17 protein-coding genes are annotated in these 17,493 nt (G+C 60.3%); 8 read left to right on the top strand and 9 right to left on the bottom strand.

Annotated elements, in window-relative coordinates; translation table 11 throughout:
* Nucleotides 1-151: 151 nt before the first annotated feature.
* The 6 genes from DXT96_RS19480 to DXT96_RS19455 are packed head-to-tail and all read left to right on the top strand — an operon-like array spanning nucleotide 152 to nucleotide 6,664.
* Nucleotides 152-1,417, top strand: coding sequence for an extracellular solute-binding protein (locus DXT96_RS19480; protein WP_149900979.1), 1,266 nt, complete (start codon nucleotides 152-154; stop codon nucleotides 1,415-1,417).
* Nucleotides 1,418-1,434: 17 nt separating this feature from the next.
* Entirely contained in the window at nucleotides 1,435-2,376 is a 942-nt protein-coding gene (locus DXT96_RS19475) for a carbohydrate ABC transporter permease (RefSeq protein WP_153516056.1), read from the top strand.
* Nucleotides 2,373-3,215: a carbohydrate ABC transporter permease gene (locus DXT96_RS19470; RefSeq protein WP_149900977.1), complete on the top strand. Its 843-nt coding sequence runs from the start codon at nucleotides 2,373-2,375 to the stop codon at nucleotides 3,213-3,215. The genes DXT96_RS19475 and DXT96_RS19470 overlap by 4 nt, the downstream gene beginning before the upstream one ends.
* Before the next feature lie 4 nt (nucleotides 3,216-3,219).
* A complete protein-coding gene (argH, locus tag DXT96_RS19465; protein ID WP_153516055.1) occupies nucleotides 3,220-4,734 on the top strand; it encodes an argininosuccinate lyase in 1,515 nt (504 codons plus the stop codon).
* Nucleotides 4,734-5,774: an ABC transporter ATP-binding protein gene (locus DXT96_RS19460; RefSeq protein WP_153516054.1), complete on the top strand. Its 1,041-nt coding sequence runs from the start codon at nucleotides 4,734-4,736 to the stop codon at nucleotides 5,772-5,774. Before argH ends, DXT96_RS19460 begins: the two co-directional genes overlap by 1 nt.
* Nucleotides 5,771-6,664 (top strand): carbohydrate kinase family protein, encoded by an 894-nt coding sequence (locus DXT96_RS19455; protein ID WP_153516053.1) that lies wholly within the window; start codon nucleotides 5,771-5,773, stop codon nucleotides 6,662-6,664. Before DXT96_RS19460 ends, DXT96_RS19455 begins: the two co-directional genes overlap by 4 nt.
* 15 nt (nucleotides 6,665-6,679) lie before the next feature.
* Here DXT96_RS19455 and betC read toward each other — a convergent pair whose 3' ends face one another.
* The gene (gene betC / locus DXT96_RS19450) at nucleotides 6,680-8,194 is read right to left on the bottom strand and encodes a choline-sulfatase (RefSeq protein WP_153516052.1); all 1,515 of its coding nucleotides are present in this window, start codon (nucleotides 8,192-8,194) and stop codon (nucleotides 6,680-6,682) included.
* A 14-nt stretch (nucleotides 8,195-8,208) separates the two neighbouring features.
* The gene (gene choX, locus DXT96_RS19445; RefSeq protein WP_149900972.1) at nucleotides 8,209-9,162 is read right to left on the bottom strand and encodes a choline ABC transporter substrate-binding protein; all 954 of its coding nucleotides are present in this window, start codon (nucleotides 9,160-9,162) and stop codon (nucleotides 8,209-8,211) included.
* Nucleotides 9,163-9,256: 94 nt separating this feature from the next.
* On the opposite strand from choX, the gene DXT96_RS19440 reads away from it, so the two are divergent.
* Nucleotides 9,257-10,147 carry a LysR family transcriptional regulator gene (locus DXT96_RS19440; RefSeq protein WP_149900971.1) on the top strand — a complete coding sequence of 297 codons (891 nt, stop codon included), beginning with the start codon at nucleotides 9,257-9,259 and terminating at the stop codon, nucleotides 10,145-10,147.
* A gap of 30 nt (nucleotides 10,148-10,177) precedes the next feature.
* On the opposite strand, the gene DXT96_RS19435 is transcribed toward DXT96_RS19440, so the two are convergent.
* From DXT96_RS19435 to DXT96_RS19410, 6 genes are all read right to left on the bottom strand, one after another.
* Nucleotides 10,178-11,629, bottom strand: a complete 1,452-nt coding sequence (locus tag DXT96_RS19435; protein WP_153516051.1) for an aldehyde dehydrogenase — start codon at nucleotides 11,627-11,629, stop codon at nucleotides 10,178-10,180.
* Between the two features lie 16 nt (nucleotides 11,630-11,645).
* Nucleotides 11,646-12,368: an ABC transporter ATP-binding protein gene (locus DXT96_RS19430; RefSeq protein WP_153516050.1), complete on the bottom strand. Its 723-nt coding sequence runs from the start codon at nucleotides 12,366-12,368 to the stop codon at nucleotides 11,646-11,648.
* Entirely contained in the window at nucleotides 12,361-13,089 is a 729-nt protein-coding gene (locus DXT96_RS19425; protein ID WP_153516049.1) for an ABC transporter ATP-binding protein, read from the bottom strand. Before DXT96_RS19425 ends, DXT96_RS19430 begins: the two co-directional genes overlap by 8 nt.
* Nucleotides 13,086-13,994, bottom strand: coding sequence for a branched-chain amino acid ABC transporter permease (locus DXT96_RS19420; RefSeq protein ID WP_153516048.1), 909 nt, complete (start codon nucleotides 13,992-13,994; stop codon nucleotides 13,086-13,088). The genes DXT96_RS19425 and DXT96_RS19420 overlap by 4 nt, the downstream gene beginning before the upstream one ends.
* Complete coding sequence (locus DXT96_RS19415) at nucleotides 13,991-14,863, bottom strand: branched-chain amino acid ABC transporter permease (protein WP_153516047.1); 873 nt, start codon at nucleotides 14,861-14,863, stop codon at nucleotides 13,991-13,993. The genes DXT96_RS19420 and DXT96_RS19415 overlap by 4 nt, the downstream gene beginning before the upstream one ends.
* Before the next feature lie 70 nt (nucleotides 14,864-14,933).
* Nucleotides 14,934-16,148, bottom strand: a complete 1,215-nt coding sequence (locus DXT96_RS19410; protein ID WP_153516046.1) for an amino acid ABC transporter substrate-binding protein — start codon at nucleotides 16,146-16,148, stop codon at nucleotides 14,934-14,936.
* Nucleotides 16,149-16,282: 134 nt separating this feature from the next.
* Here DXT96_RS19410 and DXT96_RS19405 point away from each other — a divergent pair, with 134 nt between their 5' ends.
* Nucleotides 16,283-17,155: a helix-turn-helix transcriptional regulator gene (locus tag DXT96_RS19405; RefSeq protein WP_153516045.1), complete on the top strand. Its 873-nt coding sequence runs from the start codon at nucleotides 16,283-16,285 to the stop codon at nucleotides 17,153-17,155.
* A gap of 19 nt (nucleotides 17,156-17,174) precedes the next feature.
* On the opposite strand, the gene DXT96_RS19400 is transcribed toward DXT96_RS19405, so the two are convergent.
* Nucleotides 17,175-17,474 (bottom strand): HigA family addiction module antitoxin, encoded by a 300-nt coding sequence (locus DXT96_RS19400; RefSeq protein ID WP_149900963.1) that lies wholly within the window; start codon nucleotides 17,472-17,474, stop codon nucleotides 17,175-17,177.
* Nucleotides 17,475-17,493 lie beyond the last annotated feature (19 nt).

Here is a 17,493-nt window from a genome sequence, read left to right as displayed (position 1 = left end):
GTGTTCGGAGAACCGTAGAGGACGACCGGGGGTCAGGCTCACATGGGGGACGGGACAGGAAAATTCCCGTTGCCGGCCGAGTCAATGAGCGCGCGCGAAAGCGCGGATAAAGGGAACGATCACTCCGCATCCGGAAGACCGGACGGAGGAAATGGAGGGTTACATGCGCAGGGCAACTCTGTTCGCCGGCTTGGTCGCCGGTTTCAGCACATTTGCATTCAACGCCGCACAGGCGGTTGAAATCGAATATTGGCAATATGTCTTCGACACACGCGTAAAGGCCATGGATGAGCTGATCGCGGAATTCCAGAAGGCCAATCCTGACATCACCGTCAAGCAGGTGACCTTTCCTTACGCCGATTACCAGACGCGCGTCATCGCCGCCAATCTTTCCGGCAAAGGCCCTGACGTGATGCAGCTGTTCTATGGCTGGCTGGACAAGTTCGCGGCCGGCGGCATCCTGCAACCGCTGCCTAAAGATGCTTTCCCGCATGACAAGATCGAGAGTGAATTCTTCCCGATCGTCAGCGCCATGAAGCGCGGCGACGATTATTACGGCCTGCCGACGGCGGTTCGCTCGCTGGCGCTCTTCTACAACAAGAAGCTCTTCACCGAGGCCGGTCTGGACGCTGCCAATCCGCCGAAGACGCTCGACGAATTCGTTGCCGCAGCGGAAAAGATCGCCAAGCACGACGCCGCCGGAAACCTGACAGTCGCCGGCTCCACGCTCGACATGGGCGGCCAGGATCACCAGTGGTGGCGTGAGATCCTCATTCGCCAATATGGTGGCGAACCCTACACCGACAACGACCAGAAGGTTACCTATAACAGCGAGGCCGGCGTGCAGGCGCTGAAATTCTACACCAGCCTGCAGCTTGAAAAGAAAATCGGCCAGGTAGGCTTCATGGATGAAGGCCAGGCCGCGTTCCGCGCTGGCAAGGCCGGCATGACCATCGACGGCACCTTCCGGTTGGGCTCGTTCCGCACCATCAAGGATTTTGAGTGGGGCGTGACCGAGCTTCCCACCAATGACAAGAATATCCGCTCCAACTATGCCAGCTACTTCGCCAACGGCATCAGCGCCAAGACAACAGGTGAAGAGCTTGAGGCCTCCAAGAAGTTCCTCGCCTATATCTCTTCGCCTGAGGCCATGGCGATCTGGCTGAAGACGGTGGGCGAACTGCCGGCGCGGCGCTCAGCGGCGCTAACCGAAGAAAACCTGAAGGACCCGATCTACGCACCGTTCCTGAAGGGTCTGGAATATGCCCATACAACGCTGTTCATGGATGAAGCCGCCCAGCGGCAGAACGCCATCGACATGACCAACCGGATCCTGCTCGAAGGTCAGTCGGTCGAAGATTCCATCAAGCAGGCCGCCGAGGCCGAGCAGGAAATCATCAACGCGGCGAAACCCTGAAAACCGCAGGCTCAGACATGACAGCGATAGATCAACAGGGGGCGGCATCCGGCCGCCCCGGCGGCTCCTTCGGAGATCGCCTTTCCATGCGCACGAAACGACTTTTGTGGATCTGGAGCTTTCTGGCAATCCCGATCCTGTTTTACAGCGTCATCCGTTTTTACCCGACGCTGCAGGCCTTCTACCTGTCCTTCACCAACTGGGACCTGCTGCGGCCGGCAAAGTTCATCGGCGTTGCCAACTACGTCAAGCTGTTCAAGGACCCGCAATTCTGGAAGGTGTTCAAGAACACCTTCACCTATCTTATCGTCGGCACGCCGATCAGCCTCGTGCTGGCTTTCGTCATTGCCTTTTATCTCGACCGGGTGCGCATTCTGCACGGTTTCATCCGCGCGCTTTATTTCCTGCCCTATCTGACGACGGCGGCGGCGATGGCCTGGGTCTGGCGCTGGTTTTATCAGCCGCCGCCCATCGGCATCATCAACGACGTGCTCGGCATGATCGGCATTCCCCAGCAGCCATTTATCCGCTCCACCGATCAGGCGCTTTATTCCGTCATGGTAACCGCCATCTGGGCGGGGCTCGGGTTCCAGATCATCATCTTCATGGCCGGCCTGCGCGCCATTCCAACGACTTTCTACGAAGCCGCCCGCATCGACGGTCTGGGTGAATGGGCGATCCTTCGCAAGATCACGCTTCCGCTTCTGAAACCCACCACCGTTTTCCTTGTCGTGTTTTCCTCTATCGGTTTCCTCCGTATTTTTGACCAGGTCTATAACATGACAACCAACGACCCGGGCGGGCCGCTCGGCTCCACCAAACCGCTGGTGCTGATGATCTACCAGACCGCGTTCAACTCCTATGCGATGGGGTACGCCGCTGCGCAGACGGTCGTCCTGTTCACCATTCTTCTTATCGTGTCGCTGGTCCAGCTCTGGGTGCTGAGGGAAAAGAAATGAGCGAAGCCTTGCCACTCTCCCACGCCCGCATCCGCCCCGGCCGCATCATCGCCTGGACGCTGCTGTTCATCGGCGGCCTGATCATGGTTTCGCCGCTGCTGTTCATGTTCGCGACCTCGTTCAAGACGGCGGATCAGGTCTATGATCTCAGGCTCATTCCCGCAGCACCGACAATTGCGAACTACATGACCGTGATGGCCGATGGCCGTTTCCTGCGCTGGTTCTTCAACTCGACGCTGGTTGCGGTCCTCGTCACCGTCTCCAACTGCTTTTTCGACAGTCTGGTCGGTTATACCCTGGCGAAATTCGAGTTTCGCGGACGCTACTTCATCTTCCTCGCCATCCTCTCGACGTTGATGATACCGACAGAAATGCTGGTCATCCCGTGGTATCTGATGTCCAGCCAGCTGGGCTGGCTCGACAGCTACTGGGGCATCATGTTCCCCGGCATGATGACGGCTTTCGGCACCTTCCTGATGAAGCAGTTTTTCGAAACGGTTCCGAACGACTTTCTCGAGGCAGCGCGTGTCGATGGGCTGAACGAGTTCCAGATCTGGTGGAAAGTCGCCCTGCCACTCGTGACACCGGCGCTTTCCGCACTCGCGATCTTCACCTTCCTCGGCAACTGGACGGCATTTTTCTGGCCGCTGATCGTCACGACAAGCAAGGAACTTTACACCCTGCCAGTCGGGCTATCGAGCTTCGCCGTGGAACAGCAAATCCAGTGGGAAATGATCATGACGGGCGCAGCCATTGCGACCATCCCTACCCTCATCGTCTTCATCGTCCTGCAACGCTACATCGTGCGCGGTGTGATGCTGGCGGGCCTGAAAGGATAATATCATGGCCGATATCAACCCGCGCCTGTCGGATACCAGCAAGTTTCCCGACCCTGTCTACAAGGAAACGGTGCTGCGTCCGCTGTTCGACGGCGCCAAGAACCACCATGTCGACGGTTTCCGCCGCATAGACCGTGCCCATCTGGTCATGTTGCGCGAAACCGGCATTCTCGATGCCGAAACGGCGGCCAAAATCGCCGGCGCGCTTGAAGACATCGACAGGACCATCGAACCATCTGAACTGGTCTATACCGGCGAAGTCGAGGATTTCTTCTTCCTGATCGAGAAGGAACTGAAAGCCCGCATCGGCGTCGACGTCGCCGGCCGCCTTCACACGGCCCGTTCGCGCAACGATATCGATCACACACTGTTCAAGATCGGCCTCAAGGACAAGATCGACACGCTCACCGCCAAGGCGCGTGTTCTGCTGAAAGCGCTGATCGATGCCGCCGAGCGTAATCAATCCACGTTGATTGTGGCCTATACGCATGGGCAGCCGGCCCAGCCCACCACCTTCGGCCACTACCTTTCCGCCGCCATCGAAGTGTTGATCCGGGATATTGACCGCTTCGCGGAGGCCCGCCGTATCGTCGATCTTTCGCCTATGGGCGCTGCCGCCATCACCACATCGGGATTCCCAATCGACCGGGCGCGGGTTGCCGAACTGCTGGGCTTTGCCGCACCGCTGCGCAATTCCTATTCCTGCATCGCCGCCGTCGATTATACGACGGCGACCTATGGCGCGATCGAGTTGATGTTCCTGCATCTCGGCAGGCTCATTCAGGATTTCCAGTTCTGGACGAGCTTCGAAGTCGGCCAGATCTACGTGCCGAATTCGCTGGTGCAGATTTCCTCGATCATGCCGCAGAAGCGCAACCCGGTGCCGATCGAACATCTGCGCCACCTCGCCAGCCAGACATTCGGCCGGGCACGGACCATGCTCGATGTGATGCACAACACGCCCTTCACCGACATGAACGACAGCGAAGGCGAAACCCAGGGCATGGGTTACGAAGCCTTCGCTTCAGCGGGCCGGGTTCTCGACCTTCTCGCCAGCCTCGTTGGCCAGATCAGCATCGATCCTGAAAGGGTCGACCAGAACATTCGCCGTTCCTGCATCACCATCACGGAACTGGCGGATTCGCTTGTCCGCATCGAAGACCTGTCTTTCCGCCAGGCGCATGAAATTGCCGCGACCGTCGCCAAAAGCGTTGTCGCACTGAAAGGCGATCTGCCCAATGACGGTTACCAACCGTTCCTTAGGGCTTTCAGTGAGCTGACAGGACGCGAGACCGGCATTGACGAAGAAAAGTTCAGGCAGATCGTCTCGCCGGAGCACTTCGTCGCGGTGCGCAGCCGTTTCGGCGGCCCGGCGCCTGAACCGATGCGGGAGGCGTTTGCAGCCTATCGCGGCAAGCTTGGTGCATTTGAGGCTGAGGCGCAACGATCCACCAACCATGAAGCGGCGAAGGCCGCCGAACTGGCAGAGAAATTCACCGCCCTGACGGGAGCGCGATAATGGCGACAATCGAACTCAATCAACTCGTGAAGCGCTACGGCAAGGTCGAAGCGGTCAAAGGCATAGACCTGGCCATTGAAGACGGTGAATTCGTCGTTTTCGTCGGACCCTCCGGCTGCGGAAAATCCACCACGCTGCGCATGATCGCCGGGCTGGAAGAGATTTCCGACGGCACGTTGAAGATCGCCGGAAACGTCGTCAACGAGAAAGAACCGAAACAGCGCAACATCGCCATGGTGTTCCAGAACTATGCGATCTACCCGCATATGACGGTTCGCCAGAATATCGGTTTCGGACTTTACACTGCAAAGCTCGACAAGACGGAAAAGAACCGCCGCATTGAAGAGGCCGGCCGGGTACTGGGGCTTGAAGCCCTGCTGGACCGTCGTCCCGCGGCCCTGTCGGGCGGCCAGCGCCAGCGCGTCGCCATCGGCCGAGCCATGGTGCGTGATCCCGCCGCCTTTCTGTTCGACGAACCGCTGTCCAATCTCGACGCCCAGTTGCGTTCGCAGATGCGCATTGAAATCAAGCGCTTGCATCAACGTCTTAAGACGACAACCGTCTACGTCACCCATGATCAGGTAGAAGCCATGACCATGGCGGATCGTATCGTGGTGATGAAGGACGGCCATATCCTGCAGGTCGGCACACCGACGGAACTTTATGAAACGCCTGTCGATGTATTTACCGCCCGCTTCATCGGCAGCCCCTCGATGAACCTGTTGCGAGGGACCAAAACAACCAGCAGCGTTGCACTCTCCGCCACGGGCGAACTTCTGATCGGCGTCCGGCCTCATGATCTGCTGGTCGGCGAGAATGGTGCTGCACAGGGAACGTTTACGCTTGAGGGAACGGTAACGGCTGTCGAGCCGCTTGGGCCTGAGACGCTTGTTCATCTGGACACCGACACCACCTCGGTTATTGCCACGGCCAGAGGCAAATCCATCCCCGTTGTCGGCAGCCGGTTGCAATGCCGGGCGGAAGCAGGTTCGCTTTATCTTTTCGATGCCAAAACGGAAAAGCTTCTGGGCCGCGCATGATGACAACAGAAAAAGCAGCCGTCATCAGCGTCGGCCGGATCTATTGCGACCTCATTTTCACCGGGCTCGATGAATTGCCCGTGCTCGGCCGGGAACTGTTTGCCCGCGACATGGAAATTGCCGCCGGCGGCGGAGCCTTCATTGCCGCCGCACATTTCGCCCACATAGGCCGCCCGGTTGCGCTGCTGGCGAGGCTCGGCACCGATACGTTTTCGCGCGATATCGGCGGGAAAATGGCGCAAAGCGGCGTCGACCTGCAGTTTCTGGAACATGCAACAGATGCCGGACCGCAAGTCACGGTAGCGACAGTGGTTGGTCAGGACCGGGCATTTTTGACGCGCCGCGCCGGTGCGGCCCGTCCTTCAACACTGGATGCCGCCTTTGCGTGGGACAAGGCACGGCATCTGCACATCGCCGAATTCGCTACCCTGCACGAGGTTCCCGATCTCGTCTCGCGCGCCAGGGCGAGCGGATTGTCAGTCTCTCTCGACCCGAGCTGGGATGCAGCGCTGATCTACGACAAAGGCCTGCTCAGGGCCTGTGACGGCGTCAACGTGTTCTTGCCCAATCTCGAAGAGGCCGAAGCGATCACCGGTCATTCTGACCCGGAAACAGCGATCCGCGCCCTATCAGAGACGTTTCCCGTCGTGGCGTTGAAGGGCGGCGCGCAGGGTGCGTGGGTTTCCTCTCAGATGGGGCTGCAGCATATGGCGGCCCAGAAAGTGCCGGTCATCGACACAACTGGCGCAGGCGATGCCTTTAATGCCGGTTTTCTTGATGCATGGCTTCAGGGGCAGGATGAGCAGCAATGCCTCAAAGCCGGGGTAGCCGCCGGCAGCCTTGCCGTGCAGGCGGCTGGCGGTGCACCAAGGGTGACCGCCGCCGCTTGAGGCATCCTGCCTGTTTCACTCTCCGCGCGGAAAACGCTGGTTTTCCTCCAGCACGTTGAGGTCCATATGGTTGCGCATGTAGCGTTCCGAGGCCTTTTGCAAGGGCTGGTAGTCCCACGGATAATAGGCGCCATTACGCAGCGCCTTGTAGACCACCCACCGCCGCGCCTGACTTTCGCGAACGGCGGCGTCGAACACCGGTAACTGCCAACGCCGACCAATCTCTGCCGAAAGCGATGAAAGCACATCGCTGAAAGCGGGATCTTGGGCAAGATTGGTGCGTTCTTCCGGATCAGCTTCGAGATCGTAAAGCAGCGGCGGATCAGCCTCGCAGACCGACAGCTTGTAGCGGCCGTCGCGAAGGGCAACGAGCGGCGCGATGGAGCCTTCGGCGGCATATTCCATCGGCACCGGGCCACGACCGCCGGTTCCCGCAGCCAGCGCCGCCAGATCTTCGCCATCCGTCCAGCGTTTAAGCGAGGTGATATCCAGCCCGGCCAACCCACACAGCGTCGGCGTGACATCGAGTGTCGATACAGGGGCATCGATCAAAGCCGGTTGCCAATCGGGTGCGGCGATCATCAGCGGCACGCGGGCAGAACTTTCGAAGAAACACATCTTGAACCAAAGGCCGCGCTCGCCCAGCATATCGCCATGGTCCGACAGGAAGAGAATGATCGTGTCCTCCTCCATCCGCGTCGCCTTCAGAACATCGAGGATTTCGCCGACCTTTTCGTCGATATAGGAGATATTGGCGAAATAACCGCGCCGTGCCCGGCGTATCTCTTCGGGCGAAATATCGAAAGCACGATGGTCGCAGGCTTCCAGCAGCCGTTTCGAATGCGGGTCGTGTTCATCGAAGGAAAGCGCTTCCGTCTCGGGGTCCAGCGCCGGGCAATCCTCGTAGAGATCCCAGAATTTGCGCCGCGCAACATAGGGGTCGTGCGGATGGGTGAAGCTAACGGTCAGGCACCACGGCCGGTCATCGAGACGACGCGACAGGTCGTAGAGTTTGCGGGTGGCGTGATAGGCCACCTCGTCGTCATACTCCATCTGGTTGGTGATTTCGGCAACGCCTGCGCCAGTCACCGAGCCGAGATTATGATACCACCAGTCGATCCGTTCACCCGGCTTGGTATAGTCGGGTGTCCAGCCGAAATCAGCGGGATAGATATCCGTCGTCAGACGCTCTTCGAAGCCATGCAGCTGATCCGGCCCGACGAAATGCATCTTTCCCGAAAGACCGGTGTAATAACCAGCCGCCCGCAGATGATGGGCATAGGTCGGTATGTCGGACGCGAATTCGGCGGCATTGTCGTAAACCCGCGTCCGGCTGGGCAATTGCCCCGACATGAAGGAGGCCCGTGCCGGCGCACAGAGCGGGCTTGCCGTATAGGTATTGGCGAAGCGGACAGACCGCTTCGCCAATGTTTTCAGATGGGGTGCGTGGAGAAAATCGGCCGGGCCATCGGGAAAAAACGTCCCGTTGAACTGGTCGGCCATCAGGATCAGGATATTGGGACGCGGCATGTCGATTTTCCGGCTTAAAGACCAAGCTTGCCTTTGACGGCGTCCGCACCCGGCTTGCCATCCAGCGTGGTAACGCCCTGCAACCAGCCATCAAGCGCTTTAGGATTGGCTTTCAGCCAAGCCGCTGCCGCCGCTTTGGAATCCTCGCCGCCAAGAATGGAACCCATCAGGGTGTTTTCCATGCCGATATCGAACTTCAGGTTCTTGAACAGCGTCGCCGCATTCGGGCATTGCTGCGGCCAGCCGGTGCGGGCAAGCGTATAGACCTCAGCACCACCGAAATTCGGGCCGAAATAGGCGTCGCCACCGGAGAGATAGGCGATATCGATCTTCTCATTCATCGGATGCGGTGCCCAGGCGAGAAAGACCACCGCCTTCTTGTCCCTGCCCGCCCGCTCCACCTGCGCCAGCATCGCCTGTTCGCCGGATTCGACGAGCTGCCAGCCTTTCAGGCCGAAATCATTGGCGTCGATAATCTTCTGGATATTCTGGTTGGCCGGTGCGCCGGGCTCGATGCCGTAAATCTTGCTTTCGAATTCGTTGGCATGTTTGGCGAGATCGGCAAAATCCTTGACGCCCTTTTCCGCCATATAGGCCGGCACCGCCAGCGTGAACTTGGCGCCTTCGAGGTTTTTCGTCATCACCTCGGCCGCCTTGGCGGCATTCAGATCATCCACGAAGGATTTCTGCGCCGGCATCCAGTTGCCGAGGAAAACGTCGATCTCGCCGTTCTTCATCGCCTGATAGCCGATCGGCACCGACAGTGTCTTGACGTCAGCCTCATAACCCAGCGCATCGAGCAGGACGGAAGCAACGCCATTGGTGGCGGTGATGTCGGTCCAGCCGGGATCGCTAAGGCGGATGGTCTTGCAGGCCGCGTCATCGGCCGCCTGAAGCGGGGTGGAGAAGGCGGCCACGGACAGAATGAGACCGGCGGCGATGCGGTGCAGATGAGAAATGGTTTTCATTGTGGCTCCCCTTTTATTAGTCCAGTTTATTGAACACCACATTGTTTTTGCCTGTGAAGCAGGTATTTTTCGATGACTGATATAAGGAATTTTAATGTCAGACCGGCCTCTCGATCTCGGATGGATGCGCATTTTCACCGAGGTTGCCCGCCGCGGCAGCCTGACGGCGGCGGCTGCATCCCTGCGGCTGACCCAGCCGGCCGTCAGTTATCAGATCCGCCGGCTGGAGGAGGAACTGGGCGTGGCGCTCGTGCAGCGCAGACATCGCGGTATCGAACTGACGACGGAGGGCCAGAGGCTGTTCGAGATCGTCTCGCGCAATGTCGACGCCATCGACCTTCTGGCGCAGCAGCTTCGCCGGACGGAGGAACGGCAGACCATCCGTCTGCACACGGACTATGCCTTTTCGTCCCTGTGGCTCATTCCCCGCATGCATGGTTTTCGCGTCCTCAACCCGGATATCAACATCCAGATCGTCGCCACGCAGGATCCGATGGCGCAAGGCAAACACGATAGTGACGTGATGATCATCTTCGGCACGCGGCAGGAAGCAGGCGATGGCGCGGTGCTGCTGCTCTCGGAAAAAGTCACACCCGTCTGTTCGCCGGCGCTTTTGGCGGAAGCACCCGCAACCATTTCGGATCTTTCACGGCTGAAACTGATCCACCTCGAAAACACCTCGCAGGCGCATTGGTTCGACTGGGCTGCCTATTTCAAGCATTTCGGCGTGCATCGCGGTGCGGAGCATGATGGCGGCGATATCAGCTTCAACAATTACACGATGGTGGTGCAGGCAACCATCGGTGAGCAGGGTTTTGCACTCGGCTGGGCCGGACTGGTCGATCCGTTACTCGAAGCCGGCGTGCTGGTGACGGCCGGCCCGAGCCTTGATGCGCCGGGACGCGGTTACTGGCTGATGCGGCCGAAAAGCAGCGACAGCGCGGTGAGGAAACTCACCGGCTGGCTGATCGACGAGCGGCGGTGACGCCGCCCGCCAGCCTGTACCGTTTCCGGTTCAGATGGGATAATGCAGCGGCCCGTCCTGCAACGTGACCCAGCGTAGCTCGGTGAATTCCGCAATGCCCGCCGTGCCGCCAAAACGGCCGTAACCGGATGCCTTGACACCGCCGAAAGGCATCTGCGCCTCATCGTGAACGGTCGGGCCATTGATGTGGCATATGCCGCTTTCGATGCGCGCTGCGATGGCAAGCGCCCGTGCCTGATCCCTGCCAAAAATCGCGGCGGAAAGACCGAACTCGGTTTCGTTGGCGATGCTCACGGCCTCATCCACGCTGCCGGCCCTGATGATGGAGACGACGGGGCCGAAGCTTTCCTCCGCATAAAGCCGCATGGCGGGCGTGACGCCATCGACGGCGATCGCATCCACCATCGTGCCATTGCCACCGCCGCCCGCGACCAGCCGTGCGCCCTTCGAGACGGCGTCATCCACCAGCGCCCGGATGCGGGAGGTCGCTTCGGCGCTGACCAGCGAGCCAAGCGGTGTTTTGCCCTCACGCGGATCGCCGGCTTTGAGGCTCGAAGCTTTTTTGGCGAAGGTCTCCACGAATGTATCGGCAACGCTGTCGAGCACGATGATGCGCTCCGTCGACATGCAGATCTGGCCCTGATTCATGTAGGCACCGAAAGCGGCCGCCGCGACAGCCGCCTCGATATCGGCATCGTCAAGCACGATGAACGGCGCCTTGCCGCCAAGCTCCAGCAAAGCGGGCTTCAGGTAACGGCCGGCCGTTTCGGCAATCACGCGGCCAACGCGGGTCGAGCCGGTGAAGTTCACCCGTCTGACGGCGGGGTGCGAGATCAGCGTATCGACGATCTTTGCGGCATCTTCCGGCGCATTGGAGACGGCGTTGAGCACGCCTTTCGGCAGACCGGCGGAAGCGACGGCTTCGACGATCAGCGCGTGGGTGCGCGGGCAAAGTTCCGAGGTCTTCATGACAACGGTATTGCCGCAGGCAAGCGGCGTGGCGATGGAGCGCACGCCGAGAATGACCGGCGCATTCCACGGCGCCATGGACAGGACGACACCGGCCGGCTGGCGCAGCGCCATCGCCATGGTTCCCGGACGGTTGGAGGGGATGATCTCGCCCTTGATCTGGGTGGTCAGGCTCGCTGCCTCGACCAGCATGTCGCTCGCCAGTTTGACGTTGAACCCGGCCCAGGCATCGGTTGCGCCGATTTCTTCCTTCATCGCCTGGGTGATGTCAGGCCCGGCGGCGAGAAGCGCCTGCGCGGCAGCCAGAAGCAGGCGGCGGCGTTCACCGGGCGGCGTTGCCGACCAGACCGGGAAAGCGGCCGCCGCGGCATCGGCCGCGCGCATGGCGTCCTCCACCGTTGCCGCCGCCGCACTGGTCGCCACATCGCCGGTAATGGGGTTGCTGCGCTCGAAGCGCTTGCCGCTTGCGGCCGGGCAATGATCACCGCCGATGAAAAGATTGACAGTCTGCATGGTCTTTCTCCTGAGTTCAGACAATGGCGGCGGTGGTACCGCCGAGAAACGCCCGTTGCACGGCGGGATCTGCGGACAGGGCTTCAGCCGTGCCTGCCCCGACGATCCGCCCTGCTTCCAGCAAATAACCGCGATCGGCAAGCGCAAGGCTTTCGCGTACATTCTGCTCCACGAGCAGAATTGAAAGGCCGCTCTTCTTGATCTCAGCCAAAGCGGCAAAAAGTTCCTGCGTGACGATGGGCGCAAGCCCAAGGCTCGGCTCATCCAGCAGCAGATAATCCGGTGCCGACATCAGCGCCCGCCCGATGGCGACCATCTGCTGTTCGCCACCGGACATGGTGCCGGCAAGCTGCTGCCGCCGCTCGGCAAGGCGCGGAAACAGCGAGAAAATATGCTCGCGCGTCGTCTTTTCCGCTGAACGGGCATGGCGGGGATTGGCCCCGAGACGAAGATTTTCCTCCACCGTCAGCGCTGCGAAAATTCCGCGTCCCTCCGGCACCAGCGCCACGCCACGTTCCACGATCTGATGGGCGGGGACAGCTGCAAGCGACGCGCCGTTGACGCGCACTTCGCCGGAGGCCGGCGCCACCATGCCGCCGACCGCCTTCAGCAGTGATGACTTGCCCGCACCATTGGCGCCGAGCAGCACCACTGTTTCGCCCTTGGCGACATTGAGCGATATGCCGTCAACCGCAAGATGTTTGCCGTAGCGGATTGTCAGTGCATCAATTTCAAGCATGTGCCGCTCCCAGATAGGCGGAAATGACCTGCGGATCATCAAGCACCACTGCCGTCGGCCCGTCGGCAATCTTGCGACCGGCCGCCATGACCACGGAGCGCGGGCAGAGTGCACGCACGGCGGCCATGATATGTTCTACCAGCAGGATCGTCGTTCCCTGCGATGCCAGCCGCCGGATCAGCGCTATTCCTTCCTGCAGCTCCGTGGGGTTAAGGCCCGCGAGCCATTCGTCGAGAAGCAGAAGCTTCGGTTCACCCGCCAGCGCACGCGCCAGTTCAAGCCGCTTCTGGTCGATATAGGTGAGATCGCCGGCCGACAGGGTCTCCCGCCCGGCAAGGCCAATCCTTTCGAGGCAGGCCCGCGCGACCTTCTCCGCCTCAAGACGGGACAGGCGTTGCGGCCCGAACATGGCCGATACGGCGACGTTTTCGAGCAGGGAAAGCGACGGCAAAAGCCGCACGAGCTGGAAGGTGCGCGCCACGCCGGCGCGGGCAATCACATCCGGCCGCCTTCCTGCAATCTCCTGCCCTTTTAGCCGGATCGACCCTTCGGTTGGCTTCAACGCCCCGGAAATCAGGTTCATCAGCGTCGTCTTGCCGGAACCGTTCGGCCCCAGCAGCCCGACGACCTCGCCGGCCTCGATTGTGAGACCAAGACCATCCACCGCCTTCAGCCCGCCAAAGGTCTTGCGGATATCGGTGATTTCGAGAACAGCGCTCATGCGGCTTTCTCCTTTTTGCGCAGTTTCTCAAGCGCCGCCAGCACGCCATCCGGCAACACAAAGACGATGAGGATGAAGAGGGCGCCGAGGATGATGGAAAAATGGTTGGGGAAGTTGGCGCCCAGCCATTCGAACAGCAGGAACAGCGGCACCGCACCGAGAATGGGTCCCCAGCGGCGTGTAGCTCCGCCAAGCAAGGCCATGATGACGGTGAGGAACGATACCTGCGGATTAAAGACGATGGCCGGCTCGATATAGACCCAGCGCGGGGCCTGAATTGCACCCACAAGCGTGATGATCGTGGCCGACAGCACGAAGAGCGTCAGCTTGGTGCGGGCGAGATTGATGCCCGCATGGGCCGCCACGACCTCGTCGTCACCGATTGCCTTCAACGCCAGTCCGAGCTTGCTGCGGTCGATCAAGATCGCCAGCAGAAGGGTGATGACAGCCAGCGCCAGCAATTGCCACAGCACATGCTGCGGCTCCAGCGGCAGGAAGATATAGCGCCCGAGCGTGCCGGTCACATTCACCTCATACCAGGTGATGAGCTGGCGGATGAGCTCGGCAAGGCCAAAGGAAAAGATCACGAAATAAATGCCAGCGACGCGCAGTGTGGAAAGCCCGACGACAAGCGCCAGCGACGCACCGACAAGGGCCGCGCACAGAAGCACAAGCGGCCAGGGCAAAACCTCGCTCAGCACCGCGACCGTATAGGCCCCGACACCGAAGAAGGCGACGGTGGCAAGCGAAATATAACGGGTCGGGCCTGAGAACATCGCCCAGGCGGAAGCGAGCGTCGCATAGCCCAGCAGGCCGATGATGACGCCGACGCCATAGGCATCGAAAAAGAAGGGGGAAAGCGCCAGCAGCGCGACTGCAGCAAAGCCAATGAGAAGCGGGATCATTTGCCCCTCCTTGCGAAGATGCCTTCCGGACTCCAGAGCAGCACCACGAGAAAGAGCAGATAGGTGGCGGCGAGCGTGAGGCCGGGATCGACATAAACGAGCACGAAGGTTTCCACGAGACCGAGCAGCAGGCCGGCCACCAGCGCGCCAAGCAGATTGCCGACACCGCCCATGATGACGACGACAAGCGCCTTCATGGTGAAGACCACGCCATAGGAGGCGGAAAAGGTCTGGTACATCGAAATCATCACCCCGCCGGCCACGGCGAGTGCGCCGCCAAGGGCAAAGCCGATCGAAGCCACACGGTTCACATCAATGCCGACCAGCGGCGCAGATTTGGGCGCAAGCGCCACCGCCCGCAGGTTGAGACCCCAGCGGCTGTGGGTGAGCGCCAGATAAAGCCCGCCGCCGATGACCACCGACAGGCAGAAGGACAGGAGCCGGTTGAGCGCCACCGTCGTGCCGAGGATATCGACGCCATCGGCGAGATAGGAATAGGAATGATAGTTGCCGCCGAACACGACAAGCATGATGCCCTGAATGACGAAGAGCAGCCCGAAGGTCGCCAGTATGGAATCGACTTCCAGACGGCCGGACCCGCCCGAACGGCGTACCAGCGGCCGCATCATCACACGGTAGATCAAAAAGGACAGGCAGTAACCGAGCGGCACGATAATGAACAGCGACAAGAGCGGCGAAAGGCCATAGCTGGAAAACAGCACGAAGGCGAAGAAGGCAGCCGCAATCAGCACTTCGCCATAAGCAAGGTTCATGATGCGGGCGATGCCATATTGCAGCGAAAGTCCAAGCGCGATCAGCGCATAGGTCCCTCCCAGCATCAAGCCGAAGATGAGGGTGGATAAAAACAAGGGATTGTCTCCAGTCTGGAACATGGCCGAAGCCTGCCGGCCGGGGTTCACGGCCCCGGCCGGCAACGGCTCACCATTGCGGCTTCGGAATGACCGGCTTTGCCGCGCCTGAACGGTCTGCGGGTGCAATCGCCACAAAGCGGTCACCCTGCCATTGTCCCGCCCACCATAGCTGGCGAAGCTGGTTGTCCTCAAGCTTGACCGGGCCGATGACGGTTTCGAAGCTTCCCGTCGAAAGCTCGCTTGCCACCGCCGCCTTGTCGAGGCCGACACGCTGGATGGACTGGGCCAGCATTTCGAGGCTCGCATAGGTGATGGCGCTTGCCCAGCTGTCCGGCTTGGCGCCGATGAAGGCCTCGTGGCGCTTGAAATAATCCTCGATCCTGTCGCTGCTGCCATCAACGCCGCCGATGCTGATCACGCCTTCCTGCTTGCCATCGGAGACCTTCGGGAAGATCGGGAAAGCACCGCCGACGCCGACATAAAGGACCTTCGGGTTAAACCGGGCCGTCTGCGCCTGTTTCGTCACCGCGAAACTGTCGGGCGGATAGGAAAAGGCGATGAAGCTGTCCGCACCACTCGCCGCCGCCTCGTTCACAAGTGCTGCGAAATCCGAAGTGCCGACCGGATAGGTCTTGTCATAGGCCAGTGTGAAACCCGCTTCCTTCAGCGCCGGTCGCGCGGCCTTGATGAGATCGATACCGAAACCGTCAGCCACGGAGATCACCGCGACCTTGTCGTTGATCTGGCCGGCATCGCGTGCGGCTTTCAAAACGTCGGCCAGTGCATTGGCATAATCATGGCCGCCGCCCAGCATCCAGAAGCTCTTCTTCCAGCGCGCGGCAAATTCGGGCGCCTTGTCGGTCACACCGGTCACTGCCAGTTGCGGATAACCGAAGCGCTCATAAAGCGGTGCGACGGCCAGATTGAAGCCCGTGCCCCATGGCGGCAGAATGAAATCGACCTTGTCCTGGCTGGCCAGACGCTCAGTGAATCGCACCGCATCCTCGGCCGAGGAGCGGTCGTCATATTCGACCACTTCCACCGGCAGGCGCTTGCCATCCGGCAAGGTGAGGCCACCGGCATCGTTGACCTCCTTCACCCATAATTTGTAGTTCGGAATGGTGGTGATGCCAGCACCTGTGGCATTGGCGCCGCTTTTTGAAACGGCATAACCGATCTTCACCGACGTGCGGTCCTGCGCATTGACATAACCGAAAGATACTGCCGACAGGGCAGCACCGGAGAGCAGGCAGAACAGCGTTCTGCGCTTCAGACTATTCATGATGTTCCTCCCAAAGCGCCTTCTCGGGGTTGCCGTTCTCCTCAAGGCTTTCCCCTGCGCTGATCAAAGTTTAGCAATGACAGCCGCATATAAAATGCACTAGTGTAGCGCATTATTGTACTTTTGGAGGCATAATGCCGCTGTACAGCCAGATTGCCGGCAACCGCGTTGAGATAACCGCACGCACCCTCGCCTCAGCGCTGCGCGTATCGGAATTGCGGCTGGAAGCGGATAGTGCCCATCTGCTGCTTCTCTCCGCCGGCGAAGCAGAAATCCTGCAGGGTGAAAAGACGCTGCCTGTCACGGCACCGGGGCTCGTCTGGCTGCCCATCGCCCCCGCGGGCCGCCTGCGGCTGAATGCCGGAAGTCGTGGATCGCTGCTGAGGACGACCGAAATCGGCCTTGCCCATGCCATGCCCACAGGCGCGAGCGCGAGCGCGGTGCGCAATATATTGCAGCGTATTTTGACGCAGACGCCAGCGGAGAAGGATCGGCAGGAACTGGCGGGTTATATCGAGACCATCGCCAGCGAAAATGTGCGCGCGACAACCGGTTCGGACACGATCATCGCCAGCCTGCTCTCCGTCACCCTCATCCGCATCTGCCAGCACGCCATGGCCGATATTGCCGCAGCCATCTCCACGCCCGGTAGCCTCACCGAACGGTTCGTCCTGCTGGTAAGCCAGTACAAGCGCGATCAATGGGGCGTGGACGATTATGCAAGACATTTGAGTGTCAGCCGCGAACGGCTGGGATTTGCGGTTCACAAGGCCACGGGGCTTTCACCACAGGCCTATATTCACCGCGAAATCATCTCCGAAGCACGCGACCTTCTTCTTAACTCTTCACTGCAAGTTGCTGAAATTGCGTTTCGATTGGGGTTTCAGGACCCCGGCTACTTCAATCGCTTTTTCACCCGCAACGAAGGCACGTCTCCCGGACGTTTCCGCCGGGCCGCAACGCGGATGCAGAACCTGCCGCCGCCATCTTATGCGGCTTGGCCGTGACCTGAAAGGCGGCCGAGAATTAGGCGGCTTCCAGTTCTTTGATATTGGCAAGGTCCGCTTCCAGCCTTGCAGCGGCGGCCTTAATGTCAAAGGCGTTCTGCAAGTTCAGCCAATACTCCGGTGTGGTCTTGAAAAACTTTGCGAGGCGCAAGGCAGTGTCGGCGGTGATACCAAGTTTCTCTCCCACAATCCGTTCTATGCGGGTGCGAGGAATATTGAGGTGCTTTGCAAGGGCGTATGCTGACATGCCCAGCGGCTCGAGATAGAGTTCCCGCAGGATTTCGCCCGGGTGGATCGGGGGCGATTTGCTGATTGTCATGATCGCTGGCCCTCCTTGG

Source organism: Agrobacterium sp. ICMP 6402 (genome assembly GCF_009498615.1).
GTDB lineage: Bacteria > Pseudomonadota > Alphaproteobacteria > Rhizobiales > Rhizobiaceae > Agrobacterium > Agrobacterium burrii.
The sequence above is the reverse complement of the archived record's forward strand: the minus strand, read 5'-3'. Positions and strand labels throughout refer to the sequence as shown.

Bases quoted from the DNA above. Each gene is read 5' to 3' on its own strand.
- DXT96_RS19480 (WP_149900979.1), top strand. From the start codon at position 152: ATGGAGGGTTACATGCGCAGGGCAACTCTGTTCGCCGGCTTGGTCGCC.
- DXT96_RS19475 (WP_153516056.1), top strand. From the start codon at position 1,435: ATGACAGCGATAGATCAACAGGGGGCGGCATCCGGCCGCCCCGGCGGC.
- DXT96_RS19470 (WP_149900977.1), top strand. From the start codon at position 2,373: ATGAGCGAAGCCTTGCCACTCTCCCACGCCCGCATCCGCCCCGGCCGC.
- argH (WP_153516055.1), top strand. From the start codon at position 3,220: ATGGCCGATATCAACCCGCGCCTGTCGGATACCAGCAAGTTTCCCGAC.
- DXT96_RS19460 (WP_153516054.1), top strand. From the start codon at position 4,734: ATGGCGACAATCGAACTCAATCAACTCGTGAAGCGCTACGGCAAGGTC.
- DXT96_RS19455 (WP_153516053.1), top strand. From the start codon at position 5,771: ATGATGACAACAGAAAAAGCAGCCGTCATCAGCGTCGGCCGGATCTAT.
- betC (WP_153516052.1), bottom strand. From the start codon at position 8,194: ATGCCGCGTCCCAATATCCTGATCCTGATGGCCGACCAGTTCAACGGG.
- choX (WP_149900972.1), bottom strand. From the start codon at position 9,162: ATGAAAACCATTTCTCATCTGCACCGCATCGCCGCCGGTCTCATTCTG.
- DXT96_RS19440 (WP_149900971.1), top strand. From the start codon at position 9,257: ATGTCAGACCGGCCTCTCGATCTCGGATGGATGCGCATTTTCACCGAG.
- DXT96_RS19435 (WP_153516051.1), bottom strand. From the start codon at position 11,629: ATGCAGACTGTCAATCTTTTCATCGGCGGTGATCATTGCCCGGCCGCA.
- DXT96_RS19430 (WP_153516050.1), bottom strand. From the start codon at position 12,368: ATGCTTGAAATTGATGCACTGACAATCCGCTACGGCAAACATCTTGCG.
- DXT96_RS19425 (WP_153516049.1), bottom strand. From the start codon at position 13,089: ATGAGCGCTGTTCTCGAAATCACCGATATCCGCAAGACCTTTGGCGGG.
- DXT96_RS19420 (WP_153516048.1), bottom strand. From the start codon at position 13,994: ATGATCCCGCTTCTCATTGGCTTTGCTGCAGTCGCGCTGCTGGCGCTT.
- DXT96_RS19410 (WP_153516046.1), bottom strand. From the start codon at position 16,148: ATGAATAGTCTGAAGCGCAGAACGCTGTTCTGCCTGCTCTCCGGTGCT.
- DXT96_RS19405 (WP_153516045.1), top strand. From the start codon at position 16,283: ATGCCGCTGTACAGCCAGATTGCCGGCAACCGCGTTGAGATAACCGCA.
- DXT96_RS19400 (WP_149900963.1), bottom strand. From the start codon at position 17,474: ATGACAATCAGCAAATCGCCCCCGATCCACCCGGGCGAAATCCTGCGG.